Source organism: Affinundibacterium macrobrachii (genome assembly GCF_014652415.1).
In the GTDB taxonomy this organism is placed as follows: domain Bacteria; phylum Pseudomonadota; class Gammaproteobacteria; order Burkholderiales; family Burkholderiaceae_D; genus Undibacterium; species Undibacterium macrobrachii.
This window is the reverse complement of sequence record NZ_BMYT01000001.1, coordinates 1,146,876-1,172,141: the sequence shown is the minus strand read 5'-3', so window position 1 is coordinate 1,172,141 and position 25,266 is coordinate 1,146,876. Positions and strand designations below refer to the sequence as shown.

20 protein-coding genes are annotated in these 25,266 nt (G+C 45.3%); 10 read left to right on the top strand and 10 right to left on the bottom strand.

From position 1 onward, the window contains the following. Nucleotides 1-35 precede the first annotated feature (35 nt). From IE103_RS05220 to IE103_RS05190, 7 genes are all read left to right on the top strand, one after another. Nucleotides 36-680 carry a response regulator gene (locus tag IE103_RS05220; protein WP_189344892.1) on the top strand — a complete coding sequence of 215 codons (645 nt, stop codon included), beginning with the start codon at nt 36-38 and terminating at the stop codon, nt 678-680. A 136-nt stretch (nt 681-816) separates the two neighbouring features. Then, on the top strand, nt 817-1,602 hold the full coding sequence (locus IE103_RS05215; protein ID WP_189344891.1) for a Crp/Fnr family transcriptional regulator: 786 nt from the start codon (nt 817-819) through the stop codon (nt 1,600-1,602). Between the two features lie 208 nt (nt 1,603-1,810). Beyond that, entirely contained in the window at nt 1,811-3,193 is a 1,383-nt protein-coding gene (locus tag IE103_RS05210) for a NarK family nitrate/nitrite MFS transporter (protein ID WP_189344890.1), read from the top strand. 260 nt (nt 3,194-3,453) lie between these two features. Continuing rightward, nucleotides 3,454-4,125, top strand: a complete 672-nt coding sequence (locus IE103_RS05205; RefSeq protein WP_189344889.1) for an ABC transporter ATP-binding protein — start codon at nt 3,454-3,456, stop codon at nt 4,123-4,125. Then, complete coding sequence (locus IE103_RS05200) at nt 4,122-6,194, top strand: HlyD family secretion protein (RefSeq protein WP_189344888.1); 2,073 nt, start codon at nt 4,122-4,124, stop codon at nt 6,192-6,194. Before IE103_RS05205 ends, IE103_RS05200 begins: the two co-directional genes overlap by 4 nt. Beyond that, the gene (locus IE103_RS05195; protein WP_189344887.1) at nt 6,191-7,399 is read left to right on the top strand and encodes an efflux RND transporter periplasmic adaptor subunit; all 1,209 of its coding nucleotides are present in this window, start codon (nt 6,191-6,193) and stop codon (nt 7,397-7,399) included. The genes IE103_RS05200 and IE103_RS05195 overlap by 4 nt, the downstream gene beginning before the upstream one ends. Then, nucleotides 7,396-8,631, top strand: coding sequence for an ABC transporter permease (locus tag IE103_RS05190; protein WP_189344886.1), 1,236 nt, complete (start codon nt 7,396-7,398; stop codon nt 8,629-8,631). Before IE103_RS05195 ends, IE103_RS05190 begins: the two co-directional genes overlap by 4 nt. 110 nt (nt 8,632-8,741) lie before the next feature. Here the strand turns inward: IE103_RS05190 and IE103_RS05185 are convergent, their stop codons facing one another. From IE103_RS05185 to IE103_RS05160, 6 genes are all read right to left on the bottom strand, one after another. Then, nucleotides 8,742-9,635 carry a Dyp-type peroxidase gene (locus tag IE103_RS05185; protein ID WP_189344885.1) on the bottom strand — a complete coding sequence of 298 codons (894 nt, stop codon included), beginning with the start codon at nt 9,633-9,635 and terminating at the stop codon, nt 8,742-8,744. 87 nt (nt 9,636-9,722) lie between these two features. Beyond that, nucleotides 9,723-10,523, bottom strand: coding sequence for a substrate-binding periplasmic protein (locus IE103_RS05180; protein WP_189344884.1), 801 nt, complete (start codon nt 10,521-10,523; stop codon nt 9,723-9,725). Between the two features lie 148 nt (nt 10,524-10,671). Beyond that, the gene (locus IE103_RS05175; RefSeq protein ID WP_189344883.1) at nt 10,672-12,105 is read right to left on the bottom strand and encodes an RCC1 domain-containing protein; all 1,434 of its coding nucleotides are present in this window, start codon (nt 12,103-12,105) and stop codon (nt 10,672-10,674) included. Nucleotides 12,106-12,293: 188 nt separating this feature from the next. Next, nucleotides 12,294-13,001, bottom strand: coding sequence for a DUF6445 family protein (locus IE103_RS05170; RefSeq protein WP_229827081.1), 708 nt, complete (start codon nt 12,999-13,001; stop codon nt 12,294-12,296). A 263-nt stretch (nt 13,002-13,264) separates the two neighbouring features. Next, the gene (locus tag IE103_RS05165) at nt 13,265-14,551 is read right to left on the bottom strand and encodes a metal-dependent hydrolase family protein (protein ID WP_229827080.1); all 1,287 of its coding nucleotides are present in this window, start codon (nt 14,549-14,551) and stop codon (nt 13,265-13,267) included. Between the two features lie 161 nt (nt 14,552-14,712). Further along, nucleotides 14,713-17,763: a GAF domain-containing protein gene (locus IE103_RS05160; protein WP_189344881.1), complete on the bottom strand. Its 3,051-nt coding sequence runs from the start codon at nt 17,761-17,763 to the stop codon at nt 14,713-14,715. A gap of 212 nt (nt 17,764-17,975) precedes the next feature. Between IE103_RS05160 and IE103_RS05155 the strand changes: the two genes are divergently transcribed. Next, nucleotides 17,976-18,803, top strand: coding sequence for a substrate-binding periplasmic protein (locus IE103_RS05155; RefSeq protein WP_189344880.1), 828 nt, complete (start codon nt 17,976-17,978; stop codon nt 18,801-18,803). Nucleotides 18,804-18,895: 92 nt separating this feature from the next. On the opposite strand, the gene IE103_RS05150 is transcribed toward IE103_RS05155, so the two are convergent. The 4 genes from IE103_RS05150 to prpR all read right to left on the bottom strand — a co-directional run bounded on the left by IE103_RS05150 (nt 18,896) and on the right by prpR (nt 22,671). Next, nucleotides 18,896-19,885, bottom strand: coding sequence for a sensor domain-containing diguanylate cyclase (locus tag IE103_RS05150; RefSeq protein WP_189344879.1), 990 nt, complete (start codon nt 19,883-19,885; stop codon nt 18,896-18,898). Then, nucleotides 19,882-20,496 (bottom strand): chemotaxis protein CheC, encoded by a 615-nt coding sequence (locus IE103_RS05145; RefSeq protein WP_189344878.1) that lies wholly within the window; start codon nt 20,494-20,496, stop codon nt 19,882-19,884. The genes IE103_RS05150 and IE103_RS05145 overlap by 4 nt, the downstream gene beginning before the upstream one ends. A gap of 2 nt (nt 20,497-20,498) precedes the next feature. Beyond that, the gene (locus IE103_RS05140) at nt 20,499-20,876 is read right to left on the bottom strand and encodes a response regulator (protein WP_189344877.1); all 378 of its coding nucleotides are present in this window, start codon (nt 20,874-20,876) and stop codon (nt 20,499-20,501) included. A gap of 109 nt (nt 20,877-20,985) precedes the next feature. Continuing rightward, a complete protein-coding gene (prpR, locus tag IE103_RS05135; RefSeq protein ID WP_189344876.1) occupies nt 20,986-22,671 on the bottom strand; it encodes a propionate catabolism operon regulatory protein PrpR in 1,686 nt (561 codons plus the stop codon). Nucleotides 22,672-22,935: 264 nt separating this feature from the next. On the opposite strand from prpR, the gene prpB reads away from it, so the two are divergent. Together prpB and prpC are read left to right on the top strand one after the other, a co-directional pair. Continuing rightward, complete coding sequence (gene prpB / locus IE103_RS05130) at nt 22,936-23,826, top strand: methylisocitrate lyase (RefSeq protein ID WP_189344875.1); 891 nt, start codon at nt 22,936-22,938, stop codon at nt 23,824-23,826. Nucleotides 23,827-24,040: 214 nt separating this feature from the next. Beyond that, nucleotides 24,041-25,195 carry a bifunctional 2-methylcitrate synthase/citrate synthase gene (gene prpC / locus IE103_RS05125; RefSeq protein ID WP_186914754.1) on the top strand — a complete coding sequence of 385 codons (1,155 nt, stop codon included), beginning with the start codon at nt 24,041-24,043 and terminating at the stop codon, nt 25,193-25,195. The last annotated feature ends 71 nt before the right edge of the window (nt 25,196-25,266 follow it).

The following is a 25,266-nucleotide window of genomic DNA, read 5'->3' as shown; positions in this document are numbered from 1 at the left end:
CTTAGTAAACAATCTAGCGAAGAAATTGTAGAGACATGAGCATAAAAATTTTATTAGTCGATGATCACAGCTTGTTTCGTAGTGGCATACGATTGTTATTGCAACGTAACCCCGAATTCGAAATTGTTGGCGAGGCCTCTGATGGTTTGGAAGGTATCAAACGCGCAAAACAATTAAAGCCTGATGTCGTGTTAATGGATTTAAACATGCCAGGCTTATCTGGATTGGAAGCGATGCAATTGATCGTCGAAGATTTGCCCGACACTGCAGTGTTGATGCTGACAGTCTCAGAAGAAGCAGAAGACCTAACAACCGCTTTAAAGAATGGCGCTCGTGGCTATTTGTTGAAGAATATTGAAGCGGACTATCTAACCCAAGCGATTAAACGCGCTGCCGCTGGTGAGCCTGTGATTGCGGAGTCGATGACAGCCAAGTTGGTCATGCAATTTCGATCAGGGAATAATGTATCGACCGCGCCAGAACGTGAAAAACTGACACCACGTGAACGCGAGACGATGGTGTGCCTAGCCCGTGGTGAAAGTAATAAAGAAATTGCGCGCAATCTTGATGTTGCTGAAAGCACAGTCAAAATTCATGTACAAAACATTCTGAAAAAGCTTAATCTAACTAGCCGTGTGCAAATTGCGGTCTATGCGGTTGAGCATGGGATGGACAAGTAATTACCCATAAGATTGTCAACTCGGCAAATAATGACTAGCCATCTGCAACGCCGAACTACTCCTAACGACGTATAGTCGACGCTTATCTTCCCCCATTACACTGTGTCACACACATTTATAAGATGGGGGACTCGCTATGAGTAAGATTAATCTTGATGGACTTTTATCGAATCAGGCTTTATTTCGCCATATTTCGCCGTTTGAGTTAGAAAGCTTAAAAAAAGAAGTCGTGAAAATGGAGTTAGATAAAGGTCTGAGTCTGTTTCAAAAAGGCGATACGGCAGATGCCTGTTTTATTTTGGTCTATGGCTTGGTGAAATTGGCGATTCCATCGTCCAATGGCAGTGACAAGATCGTTGAGTTAATTCGCCCGGGTCAATGTTTTGGTGAAGCTATGCTGTTCTTAGACGAGCCATATCCATTTTATGCAGAGTCTTTAGAGCCTTCTTTGCTACTGCGTTTGCCGCGTAATGCGCTATTTAAATTGCTCGACCAATCACCAACAATTGCACGTCAAATGATGACGGGTTTGTCGTATCGTTTGCTAGGATTTATCCGCAGCGTAGAACGACAATCATCGCACAATGCCATGCAAAGGGTGGTCGATTATTTGGTACAGGTTGCTGTTACCCAAGACAGTAACGACATCCGCCTTGAGTTAAAGAAAAATGTGGTGGCATCTTTACTCAATCTAACGCCAGAGACTTTCTCTCGGATGTTGCATCACTTAAGTGAATTAAACTTAATCCGTGTCAGCGCATCGCGAATTTATATTCACTGCATGACGGCATTGAAGGCGTATGCAAGCACTAGCGCAGCACAAGAGACACCAGCTGCTAAAAATAATGTGCGCCCCTTAACGCGACGTATCACGCCGGAATTAAATGTAGAGCAGGGAGTTCGGACTAGTTCTTTTGGCTGATCAACCCCTACTTTTGCGGATCGTTCTATCCCCATACGTAGAATTCTCAAATAGACGCACCATCCTTAAGATGACATTCAGGATGGTGCGTTTTTCTTTGTGCAGTCGAACTGTCATTGGTAAGTACAAATCAGCAGGCATAAAGAGTCTCTAACATCAAAAATAATTTGAGATTAAATGTGAGATTAATTCAGTGAAGGAGTACGAGATGGGACATGTATTAAGTCGTTGGGAGCCGGAGGATAGTGGATTTTGGCAAAAAGAAGGTAATGGCATTGCAAATCGAAATTTGTGGATTTCAATACCTTGCTTGATGTTAGCGTTTTCAGTGTGGATGCTGTGGAGTGTGGTGGCTGCTAACTTGGATAAGGCTGGATTTAAATTCACCAAAGATCAGCTATTTTTCTTGACTGCTTTGCCGGCATTGTCGGGAGCAACTCTGAGAATTTTTTATTCTTTTTTAGTTCCTGTTTTTGGTGGTCGTCGTTTCACCGCGATATCGACTGCGAGTTTGTTGATTCCAGCGATTGGCATGGGCTTCGCTTTGCAAGATCCCACAACCAGTTATTCCACCTTATTGATACTCGCTCTATTGTGTGGCCTCGGTGGTGGTAACTTTAGTTCGAGTATGGCAAACATCAGCTTCTTCTTCCCAAAATCACGTAAAGGATATGCCACAGGCATGAATGCTGGGATTGGTAATCTTGGGGTTTCAGTCGTGCAGTTTGTCGCACCACTAGTGATTTCATCTGCAGTATTCGGTGCGGCGATTTCTGGTGATGGTTTCTTGTATCACAATGTTAAAACCAATACTGACAAAATGTTTTGGTTGGCGAATGCGGGCTTTATTTGGGTGCCGTTCATTGTGGTGGCAACGATTGCAGCATGGTTTGGCATGAATGATATTGCCTCAGCCAAAGCGTCTTTCTCTGATCAAGCAATCATTTTTAAACGCAAACATAACTGGTTAATGTGCTGGTTATACATCGGTACCTTTGGTTCTTTCATCGGATTCTCGGCAGCATTTGCGATGTTGATTAAAGCACAGTTTCCTGAAGTCGATGTCGCAAAGTTCGCTTTCCTCGGCCCTTTAGCTGGTGCTTTAGCACGTCCAGTCGGTGGTATCTTGTCCGATAAATTGGGCGGTGCACGTTTGACATTCTGGGTCTTCGCGGCAATGGCAGCAGTGATTGCTTTCGGTATATTGCCAGCGTTACACGCACATCAATTTAGTGTGTTTTTATTCTCGTTTATTGGTATGTTTATTTTGACTGGCTTAGGAAACGGCTCAACGTTTTGCATGATTCCGATTATTTTTCAAACAGAAAGAGAACGTGCTAGCGCAGGCAAAGGTGAAGCTGCGATTAGACAAGCGCGTTTGGATGCAGCAAAAGAATCTGCCGCTGTTTTAGGTTTCTCAGGTGCGATTGGTGCTTATGGTGGATTTTTTATTCCTCAGGGTTTTGGTACTTCCATCAAAATCACAGGCGCTCCTGATATGGCTTTGTACACCTTCATCGCTTTCTACATCAGTTGCATGGTGATTACTTGGTGGTTCTACTCACGTAAAAATGCTGAAATGCCTTGCTAATTTGTAGCTTAGTTCGACCACAGAAACCCGCAAGTGATTGCGGGTTTTTTGTTTTCCACATTTGTATTTAGCTGTGTGTTGAGCTGCATGTTTAGTCATGTGCGTGATGCGACATCGAATTATGAATGCGGAAATAAAAAATAAAATCATTCTTTAGCACAATTGATAATTGACAATTGTTATTTGAGTAAGGATACTTCCTGCCACTTAATATGATTTCAATTTTTCACCAACGCAAATTGTGCAGACAGGATGGTTCGATGATTGCGCTAAGAAATATTTGTAAGACTTATAAACAAGGTGGTAACGAAATCCGTGCCTTAGATGGCGTTGACTTATCGATAGCGCGTGGTGAGTTTGTGGCGATTATGGGGCCGTCTGGTTCGGGTAAATCGACCTTACTGAATGTGCTTGGTGCTTTGGATAAACCAGATAGTGGTACTTACCATTTAGAGCAAGATGAGATCGGTAGTATGGATGACGATGCCTCGTCAGATTTACGTAATCGTCGGATTGGCTTTGTGTTTCAATCTTTTCACTTATTGCCACGATTGACGGTGTTGGAAAATGTATTGCTACCGCAGCGCTACGCTGAACAGCCAGATCCTGAAGCAGAAAATCGTGCGCGTGTGTTGCTAGAACGTATTGGTTTAGGTCAGCGTATGGGGCATTTGCCTGGGGAATTATCGGGCGGGCAATTACAGCGAGCCGCGATTGCGCGCGCATTACTCAATCAGCCAGCCTTACTATTAGCCGATGAACCTACTGGTAACCTCGATTCAAAAAGCGCGACGGATGTGTTAGCTCTGCTGGCCGAGCTACACGCCAATGGGCAAACCATGGTGTTGGTGACCCATGATCCAAATATCGCCGCGAAGGCGCAGCGCACTATTCATTTGAAAGATGGCAAAGTGGCTGAGGTGGTCGCATGAAATTCACATCACGCTGCAAATTAAATTTCGGTAGCACATTGACGCTAATGTGCCTAGTCTCCGCGTTTAGTTTTCCCGTCTTTGCCGACAAGCCAGCGACACCTAAGTACCAAAGACCAGTGTTGTTAACGGGTGAGTTGCAGGCAGCGGATTCAATTCCGATTATTGTGCCGAGCGCGATCGTCTCACCCGTTACTTTGCGTTATTTTGTGCCAGAGGGAAGCAAGGTCAAAGCAGGTGATGTCGTTTTGCGTGTGGATTCTATGGGTGATTCTGACATCGAAAGAATCGAACTTGAGATTTCACAAAATCGTGAGAAGGGTTTGCGCGAAGCCGCTGATTTGGAAGTGAAAACCATAGAAGCTGAACGGGCTTTGATTACTGCGCAAGCAGCCTTAGCCAAAGCCAAAATCGATGCAGCTCTGCCAAAATCGCAAATATCCGCGCTAGATTACGACAAGTATCAAGGTGAATTGGATAGGGCAACGCGCGATCTTGTGGTGAAACAAAAAGCACTAGACAACGCCAATGATGCGGTGAAACGCAAATTAGAAGACAGCGAATTAGCGATCAAGCGTTTGCAAATTCAAATTGCTTTTGCCAAGTTGCAGGTCGCGCAAAGCGAAGTGAAAGCGCAGCGTGATGGTGTGCTGATTCATGGCTACGATAATTGGAGTGGAAAACGTTTAGACGAAGGTGGGCGTGCACAAATTGGTTCGGTTGCTGGACAGATTTTGGGTGGCGGCAAGCTAAAAGTGATTGCTTGGGTACTGGAAGCTGATCGTCCGTTTTTACAGCAAGGGCAAGAGATGCAGGTACGTTTCGATGCCATCCCAGGTTCTTATACCAAGGCGGTGATTGAGCGGATTGCCAGTGCGCCTGAAGCGCGTGCGATCTGGGGCAAGGGGCGTTATTTCAAAACCGAAATTCGCCTACCTGATAATTTGCCTTATGACTTGCAACAAGGAATGAGCGCGTCTATCGAGACAATCGTGCCGAATAAAGCGTTGGCGAAAAGTGAACATCAGAAGAAGCCAAATGCTAGTGATAGTGCATCAAAAACTTCAGTAGAAAATCAAAAAGCCAAAGACGTTATTTTGGAAGGCGAGGTGTTGTCGCGTCAATCTTTGAATGTTGGCCCGCCGAATATCCGTCAAGTCTGGAACTATAACTTAGTGATGCTAGCGCCAGAGGGCAGTTATCTGAAAGCCGGAGAACCAGTTGCAATCTTTGAAGCCAACGATGTGAAAACGCGACTGGATACGCATCGTAGTTCCCTCAATGAGAAAAAACGCTTAGCAGAAAAGACCGCATTAGATCATGCCGAGGCTGCGAAGGCAGCTGATCTTGCAGTGGTTGAAGCCAAAAGTAATGCAGAGAAAGCTTTGCGTAAAGCTTCTCTGCCCAAAGAATTGGTCAAGCGAATTGAGTATGACAAGTTGGTCATCGAACGTGATTTGTTTCAACAGCTTGCTCAATTATCTGAGCGTCAACGCCAAGCCCAATTACGTGCTAGAACCGCAGAGTTACGCAGCTTGAAATCGGAAATCGCGCAATTGCAGCAGAAGATTTCGATATTGGAAGAAGGATTAAAAGGCTTAACAGTTCTTGCACCACGTGCAGGCATGGTGGTTCACAACGTTGGCTATGACGATGAAAAAATTGCCGTTGGTAGCCAAGTGTTTATGGGAACCTCGGTGGCAAATTTGGCTGATCCAGAGAAAATCTATGTCGCAGCAAAATTACCTGAAGCGCAGGTTTCTCTGGTCAAGCAAGGACAGCTAGTATCGGTGACGACACCGGGAACCAATACAGAACTCATCGCAAGGGTAGTCGGGTTTGGTGCGGTCTTTCATGGCAAGTCTGCCAATCAGCCTAGCATTGTGCGTGATGTGGAAATTGAATTTGATAGCTTGCCCAAGAATGTGAAACCCGGAACCGCGGTACAGGTGAAACTGATGAATCAAACAAATACAGGTCAAAGTGCTCAATCTTCCTCAGCGAACAACAAGCCCGCGCTACAGCAAGCCGTTGTAACAGTGGCTACACCAGCAGGAGCGAAGAAATGAGACGAGTGCTTAATTCGATAATGTTGATTGCAGTATGTAGTGTAGCTGCATGCAGTGATTCAAATAATGACACTGAGCCAGTAGAAATCATTGAAGCGCGTCAGTGGCAAGAAGAAATTGTCGCGGACGGAGAGATTAAAGCGGCGGCGAGCACCCAATTGAATGTCCCTGGAACAGGTTGGGATGAGCGGAATCTGGTCTCAATGGTGGCGAACGGCAGCATGGTAAATAAAGGCCAAACCATTGCGGTTTTTGATTCGATGCAGTCTAGAACAAAATTGTCGCAAGCTGAGACGGATTTATTGCGTAAAGAGTTACTGGAGTTAGGTATACAGTCAACTGCAGAGCTAGGTCGCGCTGAGTTGAGTTCTGATAGTGCGAAAGTGAGTGGCGATTTGAATTTGAGTCAACGCTACGCGAATGCAAATCTACAAATTTTTGCGCAAAATAAAATTCTCGATACGCTAGTCGATATTGGCTTTCTGAATCAAAAGCAAGATTATTTAAAATGGAAGAATAATCAAATCGGTTCACGTAGCCGCGCTGATCAGGCTGTCGTTGAGTCGCAAAAAGAAAGTGTGAATTTGACGATAGCGCAGCAACGTAAGAGTTTATCTGCATTGGAATTGAAAGCGCCACACGAGGGCGTGTTTCTGTTAAAACCGCGTTGGGATGGCTCCTTGCCGCAGGTCGGTAGCAAATTGTGGGCGGGAGAGGAATTTGGTTCTTTGCCAGATCTTGAACAACAAGTCGCCAAATTCAGTATTGCCGAAGGTGCTGCCTTTGGATTGAAAGAGGGGCAAACCGTCAAAGTGCGTTTGTCAGGTACCGGAACCGAGCTCAATTTGAAATTGACGAAACTGGGGAAAACTGCCAGTACTAAGTCAAAAGAATCGCCAGTCAAATACTCTGATTTCGAAGCAAATATTGGACAAGATGTGGTTCGTAAGTATGCATTAACACCTGGACAGGCCATCACCGGACGAGTGATTTTGTTTGATGCGAATAAGGTATTGACGGTACCGAATATCGCTTTAGTGCAAGAGGGCACTGATTACTTTGTTTATCTCAAAGAAAAATCTAGCATGCTTAAGCAAAAAGTTGAGCTAGGATTGCGCGGGCAAATACGTAGTGAAGTGAAAGCGGGTCTACGTGTTGGTGCGAAATTGGTGTTAGTACCCGAAAAGAAAGAAGATAAATCATGAATCGCGCGCTAATCCTTGAGGCAATCGTTGAGTTAAAACGGCGTAAGTTGAGAACTGGTTTAACTTTGTTAGGTATGGTGTTTGGCGTCGCCGCGATCGTTGCCATGCTCGCAGTGGGTGAAGGTAGTAAACGTGAAGCTTTACGTTTAGTAGCTGAACTTGGTTTGAATAATATTTTGTTAGAGTCAAAAAACATCGCTACCGATAAGTTAAAGGATATTCGCACGCGTTCCTTAGGCTTGTCTGCCGCCGATGCGAGTGCCGCTATGTCAGTCGTGCCCGGTGCGCAATCAGTGGCCTTACGAAAAGAAATCAAAGTTGATCAATTGGTGTACGGCACCAGTATTATTGCGGGGCGTGCCTTTGCAGTCTCGCATAGTTATGCTGAGCACGGCGGTTTGCAAATTGCGCAGGGGCGTTGGCTACAAACTGAAGATAGTGAGACCTTGGCTCCGGTTTGTGTGATTGGTGCCCGCTTGGCCAAGAGTTTATTTGGTGAGCAAAATCCGATTGGTGAACGGGTCAAGTTAAATCATACATGGCTAGAAGTGGTTGGCGTATTGGCGGATCGTTCGGCGGGAAAATCAGAATTCGAGGGCATTAAACTCGGGCTTGATGATGAACGCTTATTCGTACCTTGGGAAAGCGGGCGTGCACGCTTTTTATTCACACTAATTGAAGATGAAGTGGATGGTATTAGCCTACGATTAGATGGCAAGGTCGCGCCAGATACCGCTGCTCGCGTATTGCAAACAGTGATCGCGCAACGTCATGCGAATGCCGATGACACCAATTTAATTGTGCCTATGGGTTTGTATCGACAAAACCAACAAACCCAAAGAATCTTTACGATTGTGATGAGTTCGATTGCCGCCGTATCTTTGCTGGTGGGGGGGATCGGCATCATGAATATTATGTTGGCGAACGTGTTAGAACGCCGCCGTGAAATCGGTTTGAAACGTGCGCTGGGGGCACGTCGTCGAGATGTCGTTGAACAATTTTTGGCAGAAGCACTTGTGATTGCGGTGTCGGGTGCTTTGATGGGTGTCGTGCTTGGTGCGATTGCTGCGTATAGCATTGCGACCTTAGCCGGATGGTCTGTTGCTTGGTCGCCGATCAGTTTGTTGATTGCCGTTTCTATGTGTATTGCGGTTGGCTTGGCGTTTGGTGTTTTCCCAGCAAAACAAGCATCGCGTTTAGACCCGATTGCCGCTTTGCGTAGCGATGGCTAGTACCGTGCTAGCCATCAACTTCTCTCGTTTTAGTTTTACAAATGCTTGACATCAGTTCTAGCGAGAACGGTTTATGCTAACGTTTAAGGCTGTAGTCGAATACTGAGGTTTTATGTAGATAAAAGGGCGCTTAAATTGAGGCGCCCTTTTTGCATAGGCGGACACCAAAAGTAAGAGCTAATAATCGGTGTAGATATTTGAAATAGTGCATCGACAATCCCATCATCTAAACCCAACATACGTTGCAATTGTGCCTCGAAAGCATCAAATGAATGTGCAAATGCGGTGAAATATAATCCCGCATTGTCTTGTTCTGACCACGGCATGGAGCGGCGCAGCACAAATGCTTCAGGACTGAAACTTTCTTGTGCTGTTCGTTTCACATGCGCGCTCTCTGGCGCGTCATCGAGCTCTTCATTGTCGCTACGACGTCGTCCTATCATAGCGTCTTGTTGTGCATCGCTCATCGCATCAAACGCGGAAAAATTATGTTGCCAGCGCTGAACTGCAAGAAAGCTACTCCCATGCAGAGCGGGATTGTTACTTTCGATAAAAGCGCATGCTATAGCAGCTTGATCTTGCGGATTTTCAGTGCCGTCTTCGTAGTCAGTGAGGTCATGACCTGATTTGTATTTGAAGGCATTCACAGTCTGCTGAACTGCGAAGCTGGGCGCGAGTAAAGTTTGTATTTCTCTAGCACGATGAAATAAGTCTCCACGATCATCTCCTTTTAGCCATACCCAAAGATCGATATCAAATGCGTGCATATCGATGTGCGATGCTGGCAAGTGCGGAAAGCTGCGCATATTTGGAATGTCGAGTTTCAAAAAATTGAGCAAGGAAGCACCTAAGCCAATTACCGCTGGTGTGCTTGCGAGTGTTTCTTGCAATTGGATTAGGGTTTGCTTGATTTCTGTGTTCAATGCTTGCGGTTGGCGGCAGCAATGTAAATACACTGCATGAGCCGAGATAGGCGCGAGAATTTCTGTTTGAAAATCAGACATGGTCATCGATTGAGCTATTGAGATATTAGGAAAAATTTGAAAAATCCAAAGCAACTTGCGACAGATAAAAGCGTAAAACGGCTGTCACTACTTGGCAAAAATGCGGTCAAGTTCGCCCGATTTTTTTGCTTGAATCAGCACTTTATCGATAAGATCAAGTGTGTTGCGATCTGCTTTGAGGCTTAACGCAAAGTAGGCATCGATGACGGAAACTGGGCGAGGGAGGATGCAGAAAACGTCGGTTTTCTTTTTTTTGTACTCGTCTAATTCCGCTGCGTACAATTGATTTAATTCTTTCTGGACTTCTTTAAGATTGGTGCGCGGTTCATACAGTAAGAAGGCATCCATACGTTTTTGGTATAGCTTTAAGAAACGTCCCGCCAAACTGCTGGTGTTATATTCTGCCTTGAAGAGGATATTGACTTGACTGTCAAATTCACTGCCAGCACTTGATCCTTGCACTATTCCGATTCTTTTAGCTTTTAAGTCTTGAATCGAATTAAATTGAAGATTATCTTCGCAACGACTAACCAACCAAACCTTGTCGGAATAGACGGGTTCTGAAAAGTGAAATAGTTTTAATCTTTCTGGCGTTTTATAAATACCAAAAATTAAGCCTTCGCCATTTTCACCATTATGTAAAACTCTGCGCCAAGGATAGCGGCGGATGTCGATTTTGATCTGGGCGGCATCTTCGAGATAAGTAAACAGTTGCAAGACATTGCGCGTAAGTGGAAGCGTTTGCTCGCGATCGCCTTTTTGTTCTGCCATCAAAACCGCCACCGTGGGGCGACTATGTTGTTTTGATGGAGTTGGTGCAGCCGTGCCAAGAATCGGCAAGGAGAAGAGTATTGCGCCAATAACTAGTTTTTGCAGCAAAATAAGCAAGATGATTTTCCGAGAGCAGCGTGTAGCGTCTAGCTGACGCTATTTTTAGGCGAAACTTTAAGCGAAACTAAGTCACATATTTTATTGAGTTATAACGCGAATTTTAGTCCTTGTTGGCGCTGAAAGACAGTAGTTTGCTCGATTATGCTTAAGGAATCTGGCTTGGTGCGTTGCTATTTGTACGTTTGCTATCGCCTAATTGGCCTTCTATGTTTCTACCCCAGACCCATAAACTGCCATCGGAACGAGTTGCCAAGCTATGCGCTTGACCAGCGCTGATCGCTCTCCAAGTTTTGACATCTCCAAGCTGTAAAGGGGAAGTTTGCGTTTGATTGTTGCCGAGACCAAGTTGGCCTTCATCATTTGCTCCCCATGACCAAAGGCTACCGTCGCTCTTAATTGCTAAACTATGATTCGCTCCTGCAGCGACCGATGCCCAAGTCGTTTGCGTACCAACTTGCGCTGGGGTGAGTGTGAAAAATAAACTTGGAATACCTATTTGACCTTTTGTATTATTTCCCCAAGCGAATAAAGCACCGTCGGCGCGAATCGCAAGGCTATGGCTCTCGCCGGCACTAATCGCCACCCAAGTTGCAGTACCAATTTGTGTTGGCGCGGTCGCCTTGACGACGGTGCCAATCCCAAGCTGTCCAGCGCTGTTATCGCCCCAGCTCCAGATACTGCCATCATCGCGACGAGCGATGGTATGGTTGGTTCCGGCTGCGACGGTAGTCCAGTTTTTTGCAGTTCCGATTTGTACCGGAACCGCGCGGTCGATGACTGTGCCATCACCAAGTTGTCCGAAGAAATTTCGGCCCCAAGCCCATAACGTGCCATCTTTTTTTACTGCGACGGTATGGGATTTGCCTGCCGCGATGGCAATCCAAGTCGCGCTGCCAATTTTTGCCGGCTCGGCTTTATCAACAAAACTACCATCTCCTAATTGGCCATTTTGATTAAATCCCCAGCCCCAAATTGAACCATCGCTACGAATTGCAATGGAGTGAAATTCGCCAGAAGATACTTGTGTCCACGTATTCACCGCCCCAAGATTGGCGAATGTTGCTAGATCATTGGTAGTGCCATTACCGAGTTGGCCCGTGCGATTCAAACCACTACTTATCAAAGTACCGTTTGATTTCAACACGATAGAGTGATATCCGCCGGCAGAAACCCCGACATACGGTGCTTGCACCGTGAGCTTAGTGGTGCCGACGATCTTGCCAACAGTGGCAGTAATAGTTTCAACTCCAACCGATTTGCCAGTGGCGAGACCGCTAGTTTGCACGATCGTAGAAATCGTTCCGCCAGTGCTCCAGCTAATATCTTTGCTAATGGCCGCGCTACTGCCGTCAGAATAAGTACCGGTCGCAGTAAATTGTTGATTTAAGCCGACCGAGATCGTCGCATTCGCTGGTGTGACGCTAATCGACACCAAGCTCGGTGTAGTAGTTGTGGTGGTCGTTGTCGCAGCATCTTTGCTACCGCCGCCACAGCCACCGAGGCTGATACCTATGCAGAGACAGGCCAGTTTGATGATAGTTGTGAATGGTCGAGAGTGAGCAAGCTGTCGCATAGTCATTTTGAATTCGAGTTAAGTCCTGTGCAGAAGTCGAGTGAATCGACTGCGGTACACCGTGGCTAAATGAGTGAATGTTGAAAGTGTAGCGATATTTTGGCAAGCTGATCGCCAGATTAGGCGGGTTTTCTGTCGCTTATTGAGGAAATTGAGCAAAATAAGCGATCACTATGGTGGATCGTTGATCTCGATTAATCGTCTGTCATCCAAAAGAACACTGTGGTTAGACGCTTTTCTCGTAACTCTTTACCAAAATAAGCACTGGCGCAATGTACTAAATTGGCTTTGTATAAAATCATGCGATTGAATACATTTTGTACGCGCAAATCTTCATACCAAGCCTGTATTGGCAAAGCCTTTACTTGCAACGCATCGACCAAATTATTGTGCGGACTCAGTACAATATTGCCGCCAATCGCGCCATTCGGGTAGCGCAGTCGACAAAAACTTGTACCGGAATCTGGCGGTGGATTGGGGCTAAGATAAATGACGCAGGCATAACGACATAAATTGCGGCTATCAGTATGCGGATGCGGTGTGCTTTCTTTTTCGCCGACAAGTTGAGCGACATTGCAATCGAGTCGTAATCCATTTGGCGGTTGTTCGGTCCATAAGCGATCTTTGCCCGTCAGAGCCTTCACTTTTGCCTCGATCTGTGCCAGTTCTGCAGGCAATAAAGCGCCATGAAAACGCATGCCCGGCCAACTTTCTGGTTGATAGGGCGCACCGTACTCCCATTGCGCTTGATTGAAGCAGCGTTCTGCGATTTCTTCGGCATTATCTAAAACATCATCCACAATCCAATAATTCTTGCCTTGCTCTATGGCTTCGTAAGCAAGTTTGGGGGCAGTAGCAGGAACTGGTGGAAGTGGCGTGTAAGGAATCGGCAGAGGGCGCATGACAAGGCGTGGCGAATAGAGGTGGTTATGCAAAAATAAGGAACGCTCAGATTTGTTTCGATTTCATATAAAAACAAAGGATCCATTCGCAGATTTGCTGGTGTGCAAGTTGCGAATGGGATTTGTGCTTTTGAAGCTCCCTTGAATCTCCTTTGAATCTGTCTTGAATTCAACTTGGATAATATCAGAGCGAGTCTTTATCTTTGCATTTGTATATCAATGTTGCATCATTAATGCTTCATTTACGCGACAATAAATGCCATTTATTTTGCATCTGGTCTTTTATATACAACACCATCCTTCATTACAAAGTCGACTTTTTCTAAGACGCTGATGTCTTTTAAAGGATCGCCTTTGACCGCAATGATGTCAGCGGCAAAGTTGGGTTCGATTGAACCTAGTCGTTTGCTTTGATTGAGTAATTCCGCAGCACTCAAAGTTGCACTACGAATCGCTGCAAGTTCTGGCATGCCGGCTTCTACCATGTAACGAAACTCTTTTGCATTGTCGCCATTCGGGAATACACCAGCATCGGTACCAAAGGCGATTTTTACACCAGCTTTGTATGCACGCGCGAAAGTCGATTGAATCAAAGGGCCAATCGCTGCAGCTTTAGGTTGCACTAACGGTGAGAAATAGTTTGGTACTTTCGCTTTGTCGGCAACAAATTTACCTGCTGAAATGGTTGGAACATACCATGCACCATTTTTTTTGAATAAGGCGATCGCTTCGTCATCCATATACGTGCCGTGTTCTATCGAATCAATACCGGCACGCAGCGCACGCTTGATGCCTTCATTGCCGTGTGCATGCGCTGCAACGCGGAATCCATAATCCTTGGCTGTTTGAATAATTGCTTTTAATTCTTCATCGGTAAATTGCGTATTTTCACCGCTGCTGGCTTGACTCAAGACGCCCGCAGTCGCCGTAATCTTGATTAAATCAGCGCCTTCTTGATAACGACTACGCACCGCTTCGCGCGCACTATCAACACCATTGATCACACCTTGCTCAGGACCTGGTTTGCCAATTGCATTACGCATTGCCATTGACAAGCCATTGCTAGGGTCGGCATGACCGCCAGTGGTCGCAATTGATTTGCCTGCAGTAAATAATCGTGGGCCAATAATACTGCCAGCTTCGATGGCGCGCTTCATCGACACATTTAAGCCATCGCCCGCACCGAGGTCGCGCACGGTAGTAAAGCCGGATAACAAGGTGCGCTCAGCCAATTTAATTGATGCATATGCATAATCCGCAGGATCAGAAGTGAGGCGTGCGCGTAGTTGTTCTACTTGTGGTTTGGGATCATGTGATAAGTGTACGTGCATATCAATTAAGCCCGGCAAGCAAGAATAGCCGCTAAGATCGACGCTTGCCGCATCTGCTTTCATCGGTGTAATCGAAACGATTTGATTGTTCTCAATCGTTACGCTAACTTTATCGCGCCACACACCATTTTTTACGTCCAGAAGTTTGCCGCAATTGACGACGGTGCTTGCAGCGAAGGCTGGTGTCGCCAATGCACAGCAGGCAATGGCTAGGCTCATGGATTTCAATTTATTCATATGACAGTCTCTATCGTTATTATGATGCTGGGTTAATAAATGCTACTGCTAGCTTGATTTGCTACTCATATTGAACAGGGTACTTATTAAGTTTTGAGTCCTTGTTTTGGCTTCTTATTTGCGTTTCTATTTCAGTGTTTCATTTAAGTTTCTTGTATCGGCAGATCAATATAGAAACTAGCGCCTTCGCCATATACTGAGCTGAAACTGAGCTTGCCATGCATGGCTTCAATTAATTCTTTGCTGATCGCTAATCCAAGCCCAGTTCCTCCTCTTTGTCTCGTATCCGATGAATCTGCTTGCGCAAACTTTTTAAATATCTGTGTTTGAAAGGCAAGGGGAATGCCAGGACCTTGGTCACGTACGGTGATGCGCACCTGTTTGTCTTGTCGTGATACGGTAATTTGAATATGTCCATGATTCGGCGAATATTTAATTGCATTCGAGATTACATTCGATAAGACTTGTTGTAATCGCTGTGTATCAATATGGATTCGAATCTCTTGATGCGGATTATCAATCGCAATTGAAATCATGCGCTCGATGCCCGCGCCAAGATTGCTTTCAACGGCATTTTGCAGCAGTGGAGCCAGCGCTTGTGTTTCCATCGCGAAGCTTAATTTCCCTGCCAAGATTTTTTCCATGTCGAGTAAATCATTGATCAGAAAACTTAGTCTTTGGCTGTTCTTATAAGCGATTTGCAACATGCTAGAAATTTTGTCGGGAATCGCGCCCATCACGCCATTCACCATCAAACCTAAAGAGCCAGAAATCGAAGTCAATGGCGTTCTTAGTTCATGACTGACAGTGGAAATAAATTCATCTTTCATCCGTTCCACGCGTTTGCGCTCGCTGATGTCTTGAATAGTGCCATAGACACGCTCGCAAACGTCATCATGAAATTTACTCATGCCGACAATTCTGACCCAGCGCTCTTTCTTGTGATACGTGAGAATAGATAATTCGGTATCGAAGGAAATACCTTGATTGATTGCTCGTTGGATCAGTTGTTGGATGGTATGTTGATCTTTTTCATTGGGATAGAACTGCGCTGTTTGATGGATTGTACAGACAAAGTCGTCAGGAACTTCATAAATTTCTTTGGTGACTTTGCTCCACTGCAGCGTCGAGCTTTGTAAATCAATTTCCCATGTTCCTATTCGTGCAATGGTGTTGGATTGCTCTAACAGATCGTATGCCTTGGCGAGTTTTGCATCAGCCTCTTTTTGTTTTGAAATGTCAGCATGGCTGCCAGACATCATTAAAGGCTTGCCATCTGCGGTGCGACTAACAAGACAGCCACGATCTAAAATCCAAACCCAGTGCCCATCTTTGTGACGCATACGATTGATGGCTTCGTAATAATCGAGCTCGCCGTCAAAATGCTTCTGTAATAATTCACTCGATTTTTTTAAATCATCAGGATGGGCGAACCTAGTCCAAGTAGAAATATCCGTAGGCGAAAGCTCCTCAATGCTGTAACCAATAATTTCTGCCCAACGCTGATTAAACGAAGATTCACCGGTTTGTACATTCCATTCCCAGGTGCCAATATTGGTGCCCTTGATAATATCAGCTAAGCGTCGTTCGCTTTCCGTATGCTGTACTTGTACCCGATTCGCTTGAACCAGTTGGCCTATCGTCAGTAAGATCGGATCCAGAAATTGGATAAACGAATCTTGAAAACCAAAAGGCCGATTCGCCAAACCAATCATGGCGATCCGTTGATCGTTATAGTGAATTGGTATCGCGAGAAAGTTGTGGATTTCTAAGTCATGTGGAACAAAGTTGGCAAATGCTTTGCGGTCGCTGACGGCATTATCGATCACGACAGAATTGGAACGGATCGCCGCTGTGAAAATATCGTTCTGTGGTTTGATGTCGATTTTTTGTTCGATTCTTTGTGCGAACTTATCTTCATTCAATCGTTCGGTTTTTTGCCCAAGCTCGTCGACATTAGGTGCAGTAATATCGACAGTGGCTCCAGATTGTATGGTTTCGATCGCGAATGTTTTTACAAAGGGATCACCAGATTTGTCTTCTAAAATCTCGCCGATGAAACCGAACTGACAATCCCCCAAAGCGAGTATGTCATGCAGCAATCCTTGAAATCCTTTGCTTTGATCTTGTCCATGAATAAAACGTTCTTGCGCATGTGAAATCGCCTTTGCTAAATTTTGTTGTAGTTTGAGCGATTGATCCAGTTCCCATTCGTGAATCTTGCTATGTACCCATTCACTAAATAATTGAATGAATTCTATCTCCACCTTACTAAAATAATTTGGGACACGTGCTTCTTGCGATATAAAAACTAGGTTGCCATAAGCTTCACCACGAAATTTGATCGGTACGCCAATATAAGATCCAATTTTTAGCGGAGATTGGTTCCCGATATCCGCATATGGCGATTTTTTTAGGTCAGGAATTAAACTAAGCTGATCGTTCTCAATGTAAAACGGACGTAAGCTTTGGCAACTCGGATCAAATACTGGTGAACGCGATTTATGCGATTGAAGCTTGCCGCACGGTGTGCCGGTGCAAATCAAGGTTTCTAGTTGTTGATCTCGCATGCGATTGATCAACGCTTGTGACATTCCTAAAAACTCTTGCGCGATGCTTAATCCCTTGCTCAGCAATTGCGCATAATCAGGATCAAGCAGCGATGAGATTTGGGTTAATGCGAGTAAGGCTTGGTGCTGATAATTTTGTTGTAGTTGGGCGATTTCACGTTCAACGCTATCGGCCAAATCTCGTAAGATACGCTGCTCTTTTATACTGAGCATTCGTGCATTGCTATCGATAATGCACAAGGTGCCAACGCTATTTTCACCGTCTGGTCGTAGTGGTGCGCCTGCATAGAATCGAATATTCGGCGCGCCTGTAACGAGTGGATTATCGGCAAAACGTGGGTCATTTAGGGCGTTTGGAATATGAAAAATATCGCGTTCTAAAATTGCATGACCACAAAAAGAAATTTCGCGATCCGTTTCGCAAGCATCAAGTCCTTGTTTTGATTTAAACCATTGACGATCAGCGTCAATCAAAGAGACTAGTGCAATATCAACATTAAAAATCTGTTGTGCTAGTCGAGTAAGGCGATCAAAGCGTTCTTCAGGGAGCGTGTCGAGAATGTGATACTCGCGCAGTGCTTGTAATCTGGACTCTTCATTCTGAGGAATTTTGGGTGATTCCATTCAGAGTGCTCCTGTGTTGAAATAAATGGTGATACAAACGCTTGCGATCAGTTTGCTCGACGCGATGTGATGTGACAGTATCCATGAAGAAATGTTCCTCATCAAGGCAAGTGTTGTTGATGCGAGCATATGAATTTATTTACTTACTTTTTTAGAAGCTTTATTTATACTGAAGTGGGTTAAAGACAAACAGTTTCTTGCTCAAAAGCATCATGGCTGCGATACTGGGCGCTATTCAAATATTTTGCCTATTTATGCGTGTTTTTTGTTTTAGATTAATTGCTTATTTGCTAGTTTGGCTGTTGCCGAACTTAGTGTTAGCCGCTACCCAAGAACCAGTTCGATTATTTTTACAAGAAAGCCTAGATCAACAAGGCAAACAATTGCCGACCGATCCAAAGTTGATCGAGATTTTGAAATACTTTGAGAAACAGACTGGCTTAAAGTTCGAACCAGTCATTTTGCCTTGGAAGCGTGCGCAAGTAGAAACCTTGGCCGGAAAAGGGGTGATTTATGGTTTTTCTCGTTCAAGAGAACGAATTGCTGCTTATCATTTTTCGGAGCCTGTGGTGGTCGAGCGAATTTGGGGGATTACCTATGGCAAGCCAAAGCCGAAGTATCGTACAGTTGAAGATTTACGCGGCAAGGTAGTGAGTACTGGACGTGGCTTTAGTCATGGCTTGGAATTTGATTTGGCACGTGATGTCATTTTTACGGTGCAAGAAGATTCTGCCTCAACACATGCGCGATTTAAAAAATTGATGGCAAAACGCAGTGATGTGATGGTGTGGCCTGTGCGTGGAATGGAAACGCAAAAAGAAGTGGAAAAATACATCAATCGCATTATCGTACAAGAATCGAATGACCCTGAGTTAGCAGGGCGTTATTTTGATGTAAGTGATCAACCACTGTTTTTCGACACGATGCACTTTGCCAGCGCAAAAGGGCGTTACCTTGAGGTGATAGCGAAAATCGATGCCGCTATCCTACGCGGCAAGAAAAATGGCAGTTTGGCGCAAGTCCTACGTGGCTATCATTAAAGTACGATGTTAACTTTAGAATTATCATTATCTTCATTGGCCTGACGTAGACTGCCGACCTAGAAGATATTTGGTGGTAATTTTAACAATAATTAATCTGCGTGAATTTGTAGACGATGCGATAGCAGTGTATCCAAAGGCATAAAGCAAGCCTGATTGCGACCTTGCTGTTTTGCCTTGTACAGTGCGGTGTCAGCAGCATCAATGAGGGTCGACACTTCACGATGTTGATTTGGATCGTAGGTGCTAAAGCCGATGCTGATTGTAATTGTTTTATCTGCTTTGGATTTGAGATGTGGGATCGCCAGTTGATTGACTGCGCTAATCAATTTCTGCGCGAATTGCATGCCATGATCGTTGCTCATGTTGGGCAAGATCAGAACAAATTCCTCACCACCATATCGAGCCAGCATGTCGGAAGAACGTGACAGTTGTGCTTTTAAAGTCGTCGCAACTTGCATCAACACTTTGTCCCCAGCCGGATGACCGTAGTAGTCGTTATATTGCTTGAAGTAATCGATATCGACCATAAAAATCGATAAAGGATGCTTCTGTCGAATCGCTTGTCCTAAAGAGATTTTGTAGTGTTCGTCGAAGAAGCGTCGATTGTAAAGTCCAGTTAAACTATCCGTGGTCGCATCTTTTTTCAATACTTCAGAATGCGAGCGCAACATTTTCTCGCGGCGTATCGATGTGCTGGAATCGCTCACTTGAATTAAGCAGCAGTGTCCAACTTCTTCAGCAACCAAAGGGGAAATGGTGATGGATTGATGAATCGCCATTTGCTTTTTGAAGCTTTCATCAAACGAGAATAAAGGTAACGGCGAACGATGCAAGGCATTTGAAAGCACTGCAGGTAATCCATAATTAATCGTATTGCGTAATGCAGATAGAAACGCTGAACTTGGTGCAACCGGAAACACGTCGGCAATGGTTTGTCCGATCGCATTCTCACTGGTAATGCCAGAGTGTTTTTCTAACCAAGTATTCCACAATAAAATTTTTTCGTTTGCATCGACAACGATAAGGCCGAGGTTCAAACTATCAAAAATTTTACTCTGGTATTGTTCTACAAAATTCATTCAATTTTTCCTAAAAACAGCTCTAATTGCTGCACTAAACTACGAAGTGACATCGAACTTAATAAGAAAATTAAATGTCCTTCTGAATGACGCTTCTCGATAGAGAGGTCAATATGTAATACGAGGATATACGGTTGATCGTCTGAATTTTGCAGACTTTTAAAAATGTCTTCCGTTGACGCGATACGATAGTCAGGCAGAGAGCTATTTAGCGAGATATGCAACATATCTGCCATCGCGGATAAGCAGGCATTGAGAATGATATTGCCCAACTCGCACATCGCTTCTTGTTCAAACTCTGCAAGTTCTTCGATGCTCATTTGTGAGCCCATCATATCGCGCACGATTTCTAAAGCATGACTTTCGGTAAAGAGTAGTAATGCTTGTGCGTCGAATGGTCCTGAAAAATGTTGGCTAACAACACCAAATTTGGCATTGTTGAAATCAATCACCGTCGAGTCCACTTCGGCGCTCTTTTTGATTTCGACTGAAGGTACCGATAGCTTGACTTCGTCGCCAACAATTTCACTTAAGCTGGCGGCAGCACGGCCAGCGCCAACATTAAAGACTTCTGCCAGCGCATCAAGATGGAGTTCGCTTAGACTGTCCACAATTATCCTAAGAAATAATGTAATGCTTCTGCGATTGATTTTTCGGTAATCGGCTTTGCCACAAAGATGGCGCCCATGGCGTTCGCTCTATCTTGAAAGCTTTCTTGAATATTGGCAGAAAAAATCACCACGCGAATCTGCGGAAAGTCTTTCAAGATAATTTCTGCTGCTTCGGTACCTAACATGCCAGGCATATTTATATCCATGGTACAGAAATCAGGTTGATGCTCTCGCACTTGCGTGATGCCTTCTGCACCTGTACTAGCTTCAAGAATTTCCCAATCTGGATAAACCGCCAACACGCGAGCACGAATAATCATGCGAGATACTTTGCTGTCATCAACAATCAGTAATTTTTTTATTGTCGCATTGCTTGTCATGAAGATATCCTGTTTTGGCCAAGGTTCGGAATACTGAATTTTAACCGAAGCGTCTCTTTTTGAAAAAATAGACTGAGTTATACTGCATTTTTTTTGTTTGATTTGTTACTTATTGTTTCTTTTCGGTCAAAGATTTTTTGTTATTGAGTCGACGCCATAAGGTGGTTCGACTAATTCCTAAATGGCGCGCGATATCTTCTCGATTATTATTAAATTTTCTCATTAGATAATCTAAATCGGAATCTAAATCACGATCTAATGTGCGATCTGAATCGCCGCTTGATTTATCAGTTTCGATTGATGAGCCGGTGTTAGAAGTTGTGCCTAGTTTATCCAGACTTGTAGTGAAAGCCGATTGCAGCTCTGGTAATAATTTTATTAGAAAGCCTGGCGTAATGGCTTGTAGTGGTGCCGCTGATAGATGTAGCGCCAGTCGCTCGATCACATTGCGTAGTTCTCGCACATTTCCCGGCCACGCATATTGTTTCAAAATAAAGTGACAATGCGCCAACTCATTTTGTGCATTTGGATGTGCGCGTGTGCCTATCGCCGCGCAAGCTTGCTTCAAGCTCCATTGTGCTAGTGAGACTAGATCATCGGGGCGCTCACGTAAAGAAGGTAAGTGCAAACGTAGCACCGCTAGGCGGTAAAATAAATCGGCGCGAAATCGTCCCTCGCGCACTTTTTGTTCGAGGTCGCAGTGCGTTGCGCTAATGATGCGCACGTCTACTGGTATCGGGCGTATGCCACCGACACGAACAACTTCTCTTTCTTCTAATACGCGTAGTAAGCGTGTTTGCAGATTCAAAGGCATTTCACCAATTTCATCTAAAAATAAACTGCCTCGATGTGCTGCTTCAAACAGACCGGCGTGTCCGCCACGACGCGAGCCAGTGAAGGCGCCTTCTTCATAGCCAAATAATTCTGATTCCAGCAAGGACTCGGCGATGGCGCCGCAATTCACCGCCACAAATGCTTGTCGTGCACGTGCACTTTCTTTATGGATTGCCTGCGCTGCCAATTCTTTGCCGGTGCCGGTTTCGCCTTGTAATAATACGGTGGCAGGTGAGCGCGCGTATAACATGATGGATTGCCGCACTTCTTGCATCTGCATTGAATCGCCGCGTAAATCATTGATACTGTGGCGTGCGCGTAATTCTCCCACTGGTTGTTGCCGTCCTTTTGAAGCCTCTAAGCGGGTTAAGCGCGAAATCTCGATTGCGTCGTCAAAGGCTTGACGGATAGAGCCTGCGGAGTACATGAAAATTCCCGTCATTCCGGCTTCTTCGGCTAAATCCGTGATTAAGCCCGCACCGACGATAGCTTGTATCCCCATCGCCTTGAGTTCACTGATCTGGCTCTTAGCATCCTCTTCCGTCACATAAGTTCTTTGTTCCACTTGAAAGCCAAAGGTCGCTTTAAACTCAGCTAATTCCGGCATGGTTTCTTGATAGGTGACGATGGCAATTTGACGCGAAACCTTGCGTGCGCGCGCCAAGGCTTGCATCACGTCAAAGCCACTGGCTTTGGCAATGACGACGGGAATCGGTAAGCGATTTTTAAGATAAGCACCATTGGAGCCTGCCGCGATCACTGCATCGCAACGCTCTGTTTGTAGACGTTCACGTAAAACTTGTGCAGCCTCTTCAAAACCAAGGTGGATAGGCTCAATGTCGGCGCTAGCGTCGTACTCAACCATGATGTCGCGAAATAAGTCGAACAGGCGTGAGATCGAGACTGTCCAAATAATCGGCTTATCTTGTGGATCACGCGGGATGGGAGGGCGACGGCTCATGGTGAGTTTTGGGTGGAGTTTCTAATAGTGTTTCAAGCAATGTTTCATGTGGTGTTTCAAAATGCGTTTCAATTATGTTTCAAATGCGTTGCGGCTGCAACGTGTTTTCGCTCTATTGCCTAGTGATTTAGTCGGGATTGTATTCATGTCTCATCACTTAAGTCTTTGATTTCTAATATGTCTCCGTGTTTTAACTTGAATATGTCTTGATGCTGGCACGCGCTTTGCAATAGTAGCTGCATCCAACTAAAAAAGGAAAAAAACATGTCTCAATATTCCGCAGGTGCTGCCTTCCGTAAGGCGATGCAAGAAGAGTCTCCATTACAAGTGGTTGGCGCGATCAACGCGAATCACGCTTTGTTGGCGAAACGCGCAGGTTTTAAAGCAATTTATTTGTCCGGTGGCGGTGTTGCCGCTGGTTCTTTGGGTTTGCCTGATTTGGGTATTTCCAATTTAGATGACGTGTTGACCGATGTGCGTCGTATTACCGATGTCTGCGATCTGCCTTTGTTGGTCGACGTCGATACTGGTTTTGGCTCATCAGCATTCAACGTGGCACGTACTGTGAAATCGATGATCAAGTTCGGCGCAGCCGCGATGCATATTGAAGACCAAGTCGGCGCTAAGCGTTGCGGTCATCGCCCAGGCAAAGAAATCGTCAGCAAACAAGAAATGGTCGATCGCGTGAAAGCGGCAGTGGATGCGCGTACCGATGACAACTTCGTCATCATGGCGCGTACCGATGCGCTGGCGGTAGAAGGTTTGGAAGCTGCAATTGATCGCGCATTGGCTTGCGTTGAAGCCGGTGCAGACATGATTTTCCCAGAAGCGATTACCCAACTCGATATGTACAAGCAATTCGCTAGTGCAGTGAAAGTACCTATCCTCGCCAACATCACAGAATTTGGCTCCACACCTTTGTACACGGTAGAAGAATTGGCGTCTGCCGATGTGGGCTTGGTCCTTTACCCATTGAGCGCTTTCCGCGCCATGAACAAAGCAGCAGAGAACGTCTACACCGCGATTCGTCGCGATGGCACACAGAAGAATGTGGTCGATACCATGCAAACGCGCATGGAACTCTACGAGCGCATCAACTACCACGATTTTGAACAGAAGTTAGATGCTTTGTTTGCGCAGCAAAAAGCGAAGTAAATAGATTGAGAGTCAAAACCACTTAACGTAGGGGCTTGGCGGTATTTGCTCCTCCCCCTTCAAGGGGGAGGTTGGGAGGGGGATGGGGGGCAGTTTGAGTGACTACCGAAACCCATCCCCACCCCAGCCCTCCCCTTGAAGGGGAGGGTGCAAACTAGAAGCGCCTTCGTGTTGAGAAGTTTAAAAAATACTGAATATACTTTGGAGAAAAGAAATGACCACACAAGAAAATCCAACATTCAAACCAAAAAAATCCGTTGCTTTGTCTGGCGTTGCTGCTGGCAATACAGCGTTATGCAGCGTCGGTAAAACCGGTAACGATTTGCATTACCGTGGATACGATATTTTGGACGTGGCAGACAATTGCGAATTCGAAGAAATCGCGCACTTGTTAGTGCATGGTAAATTGCCAAACGTGGCAGAACTCGCAGCTTACAAAGCAAAATTGAAAGCCTTGCGCGGCTTGCCAGCGAATTTGAAAGCAGCTTTAGAAGCTTTGCCAGCATCTTCGCATCCGATGGATGTGATGCGTACTGGCGTATCGGTCTTGGGTTGTACTTTGCCAGAGAAAGATGATCACAATGTGCCAGGCGCACGCGATATCGCTGATCGCTTGATGGCGTCTTTCGGTTCTATGCTCTTGTACTGGTACCACTTCAGCCACAACGGCAAACGTATCGATGTCGAAACAGATGATGATTCTATTGGCGGCCATTTCCTGCATCTCTTGCATGGCGAAAAACCACAAGCCTCATGGGTACGTGCAATGCACACTTCCTTGATTCTGTACGCAGAACATGAATTTAATGCGTCGACATTTACGAGCCGCGTGATCGCTGGTACAGGTTCCGATATTCATTCCGCCATCACGGGTGCGATCGGTGCTTTGCGCGGTCCAAAACATGGTGGTGCCAACGAAGTCGCGTTTGAAATCCAAAAACGTTACGACAATCCAGACGAAGCAGAAGCTGATATCAAACGCCGCGTTGAAAATAAAGAAGTGGTGATTGGTTTTGGTCACCCTGTCTACACTGTGTCCGACCCACGCAATAAAGTGATCAAAGAAGTCGCGCGTACTTTGTCGGTCGAAGCGGGCTCGACCAAAATGTATGACATCGCAGAGCGTTTGGAGACAGTGATGTGGGACATCAAAAAAATGTTCCCGAACCTGGATTGGTTCTCTGCCGTGTCTTACCACGTGATGGGCGTACCGACAGCGATGTTCACACCCTTGTTCGTAATCGCACGTACATCGGGCTGGTCAGCACACATTATTGAACAACGTATCGACAATAAGATCATTCGTCCAAGTGCGAATTATGTTGGCCCAGAAGATTTGGCGTTTGTGCCATTGAAAGACAGAAAGTAAATTTGGATCATTTTTAAAACCCGTATTCGGGCGCATCGCGTTGTTGGCAATACTCGCAATATCGACATATT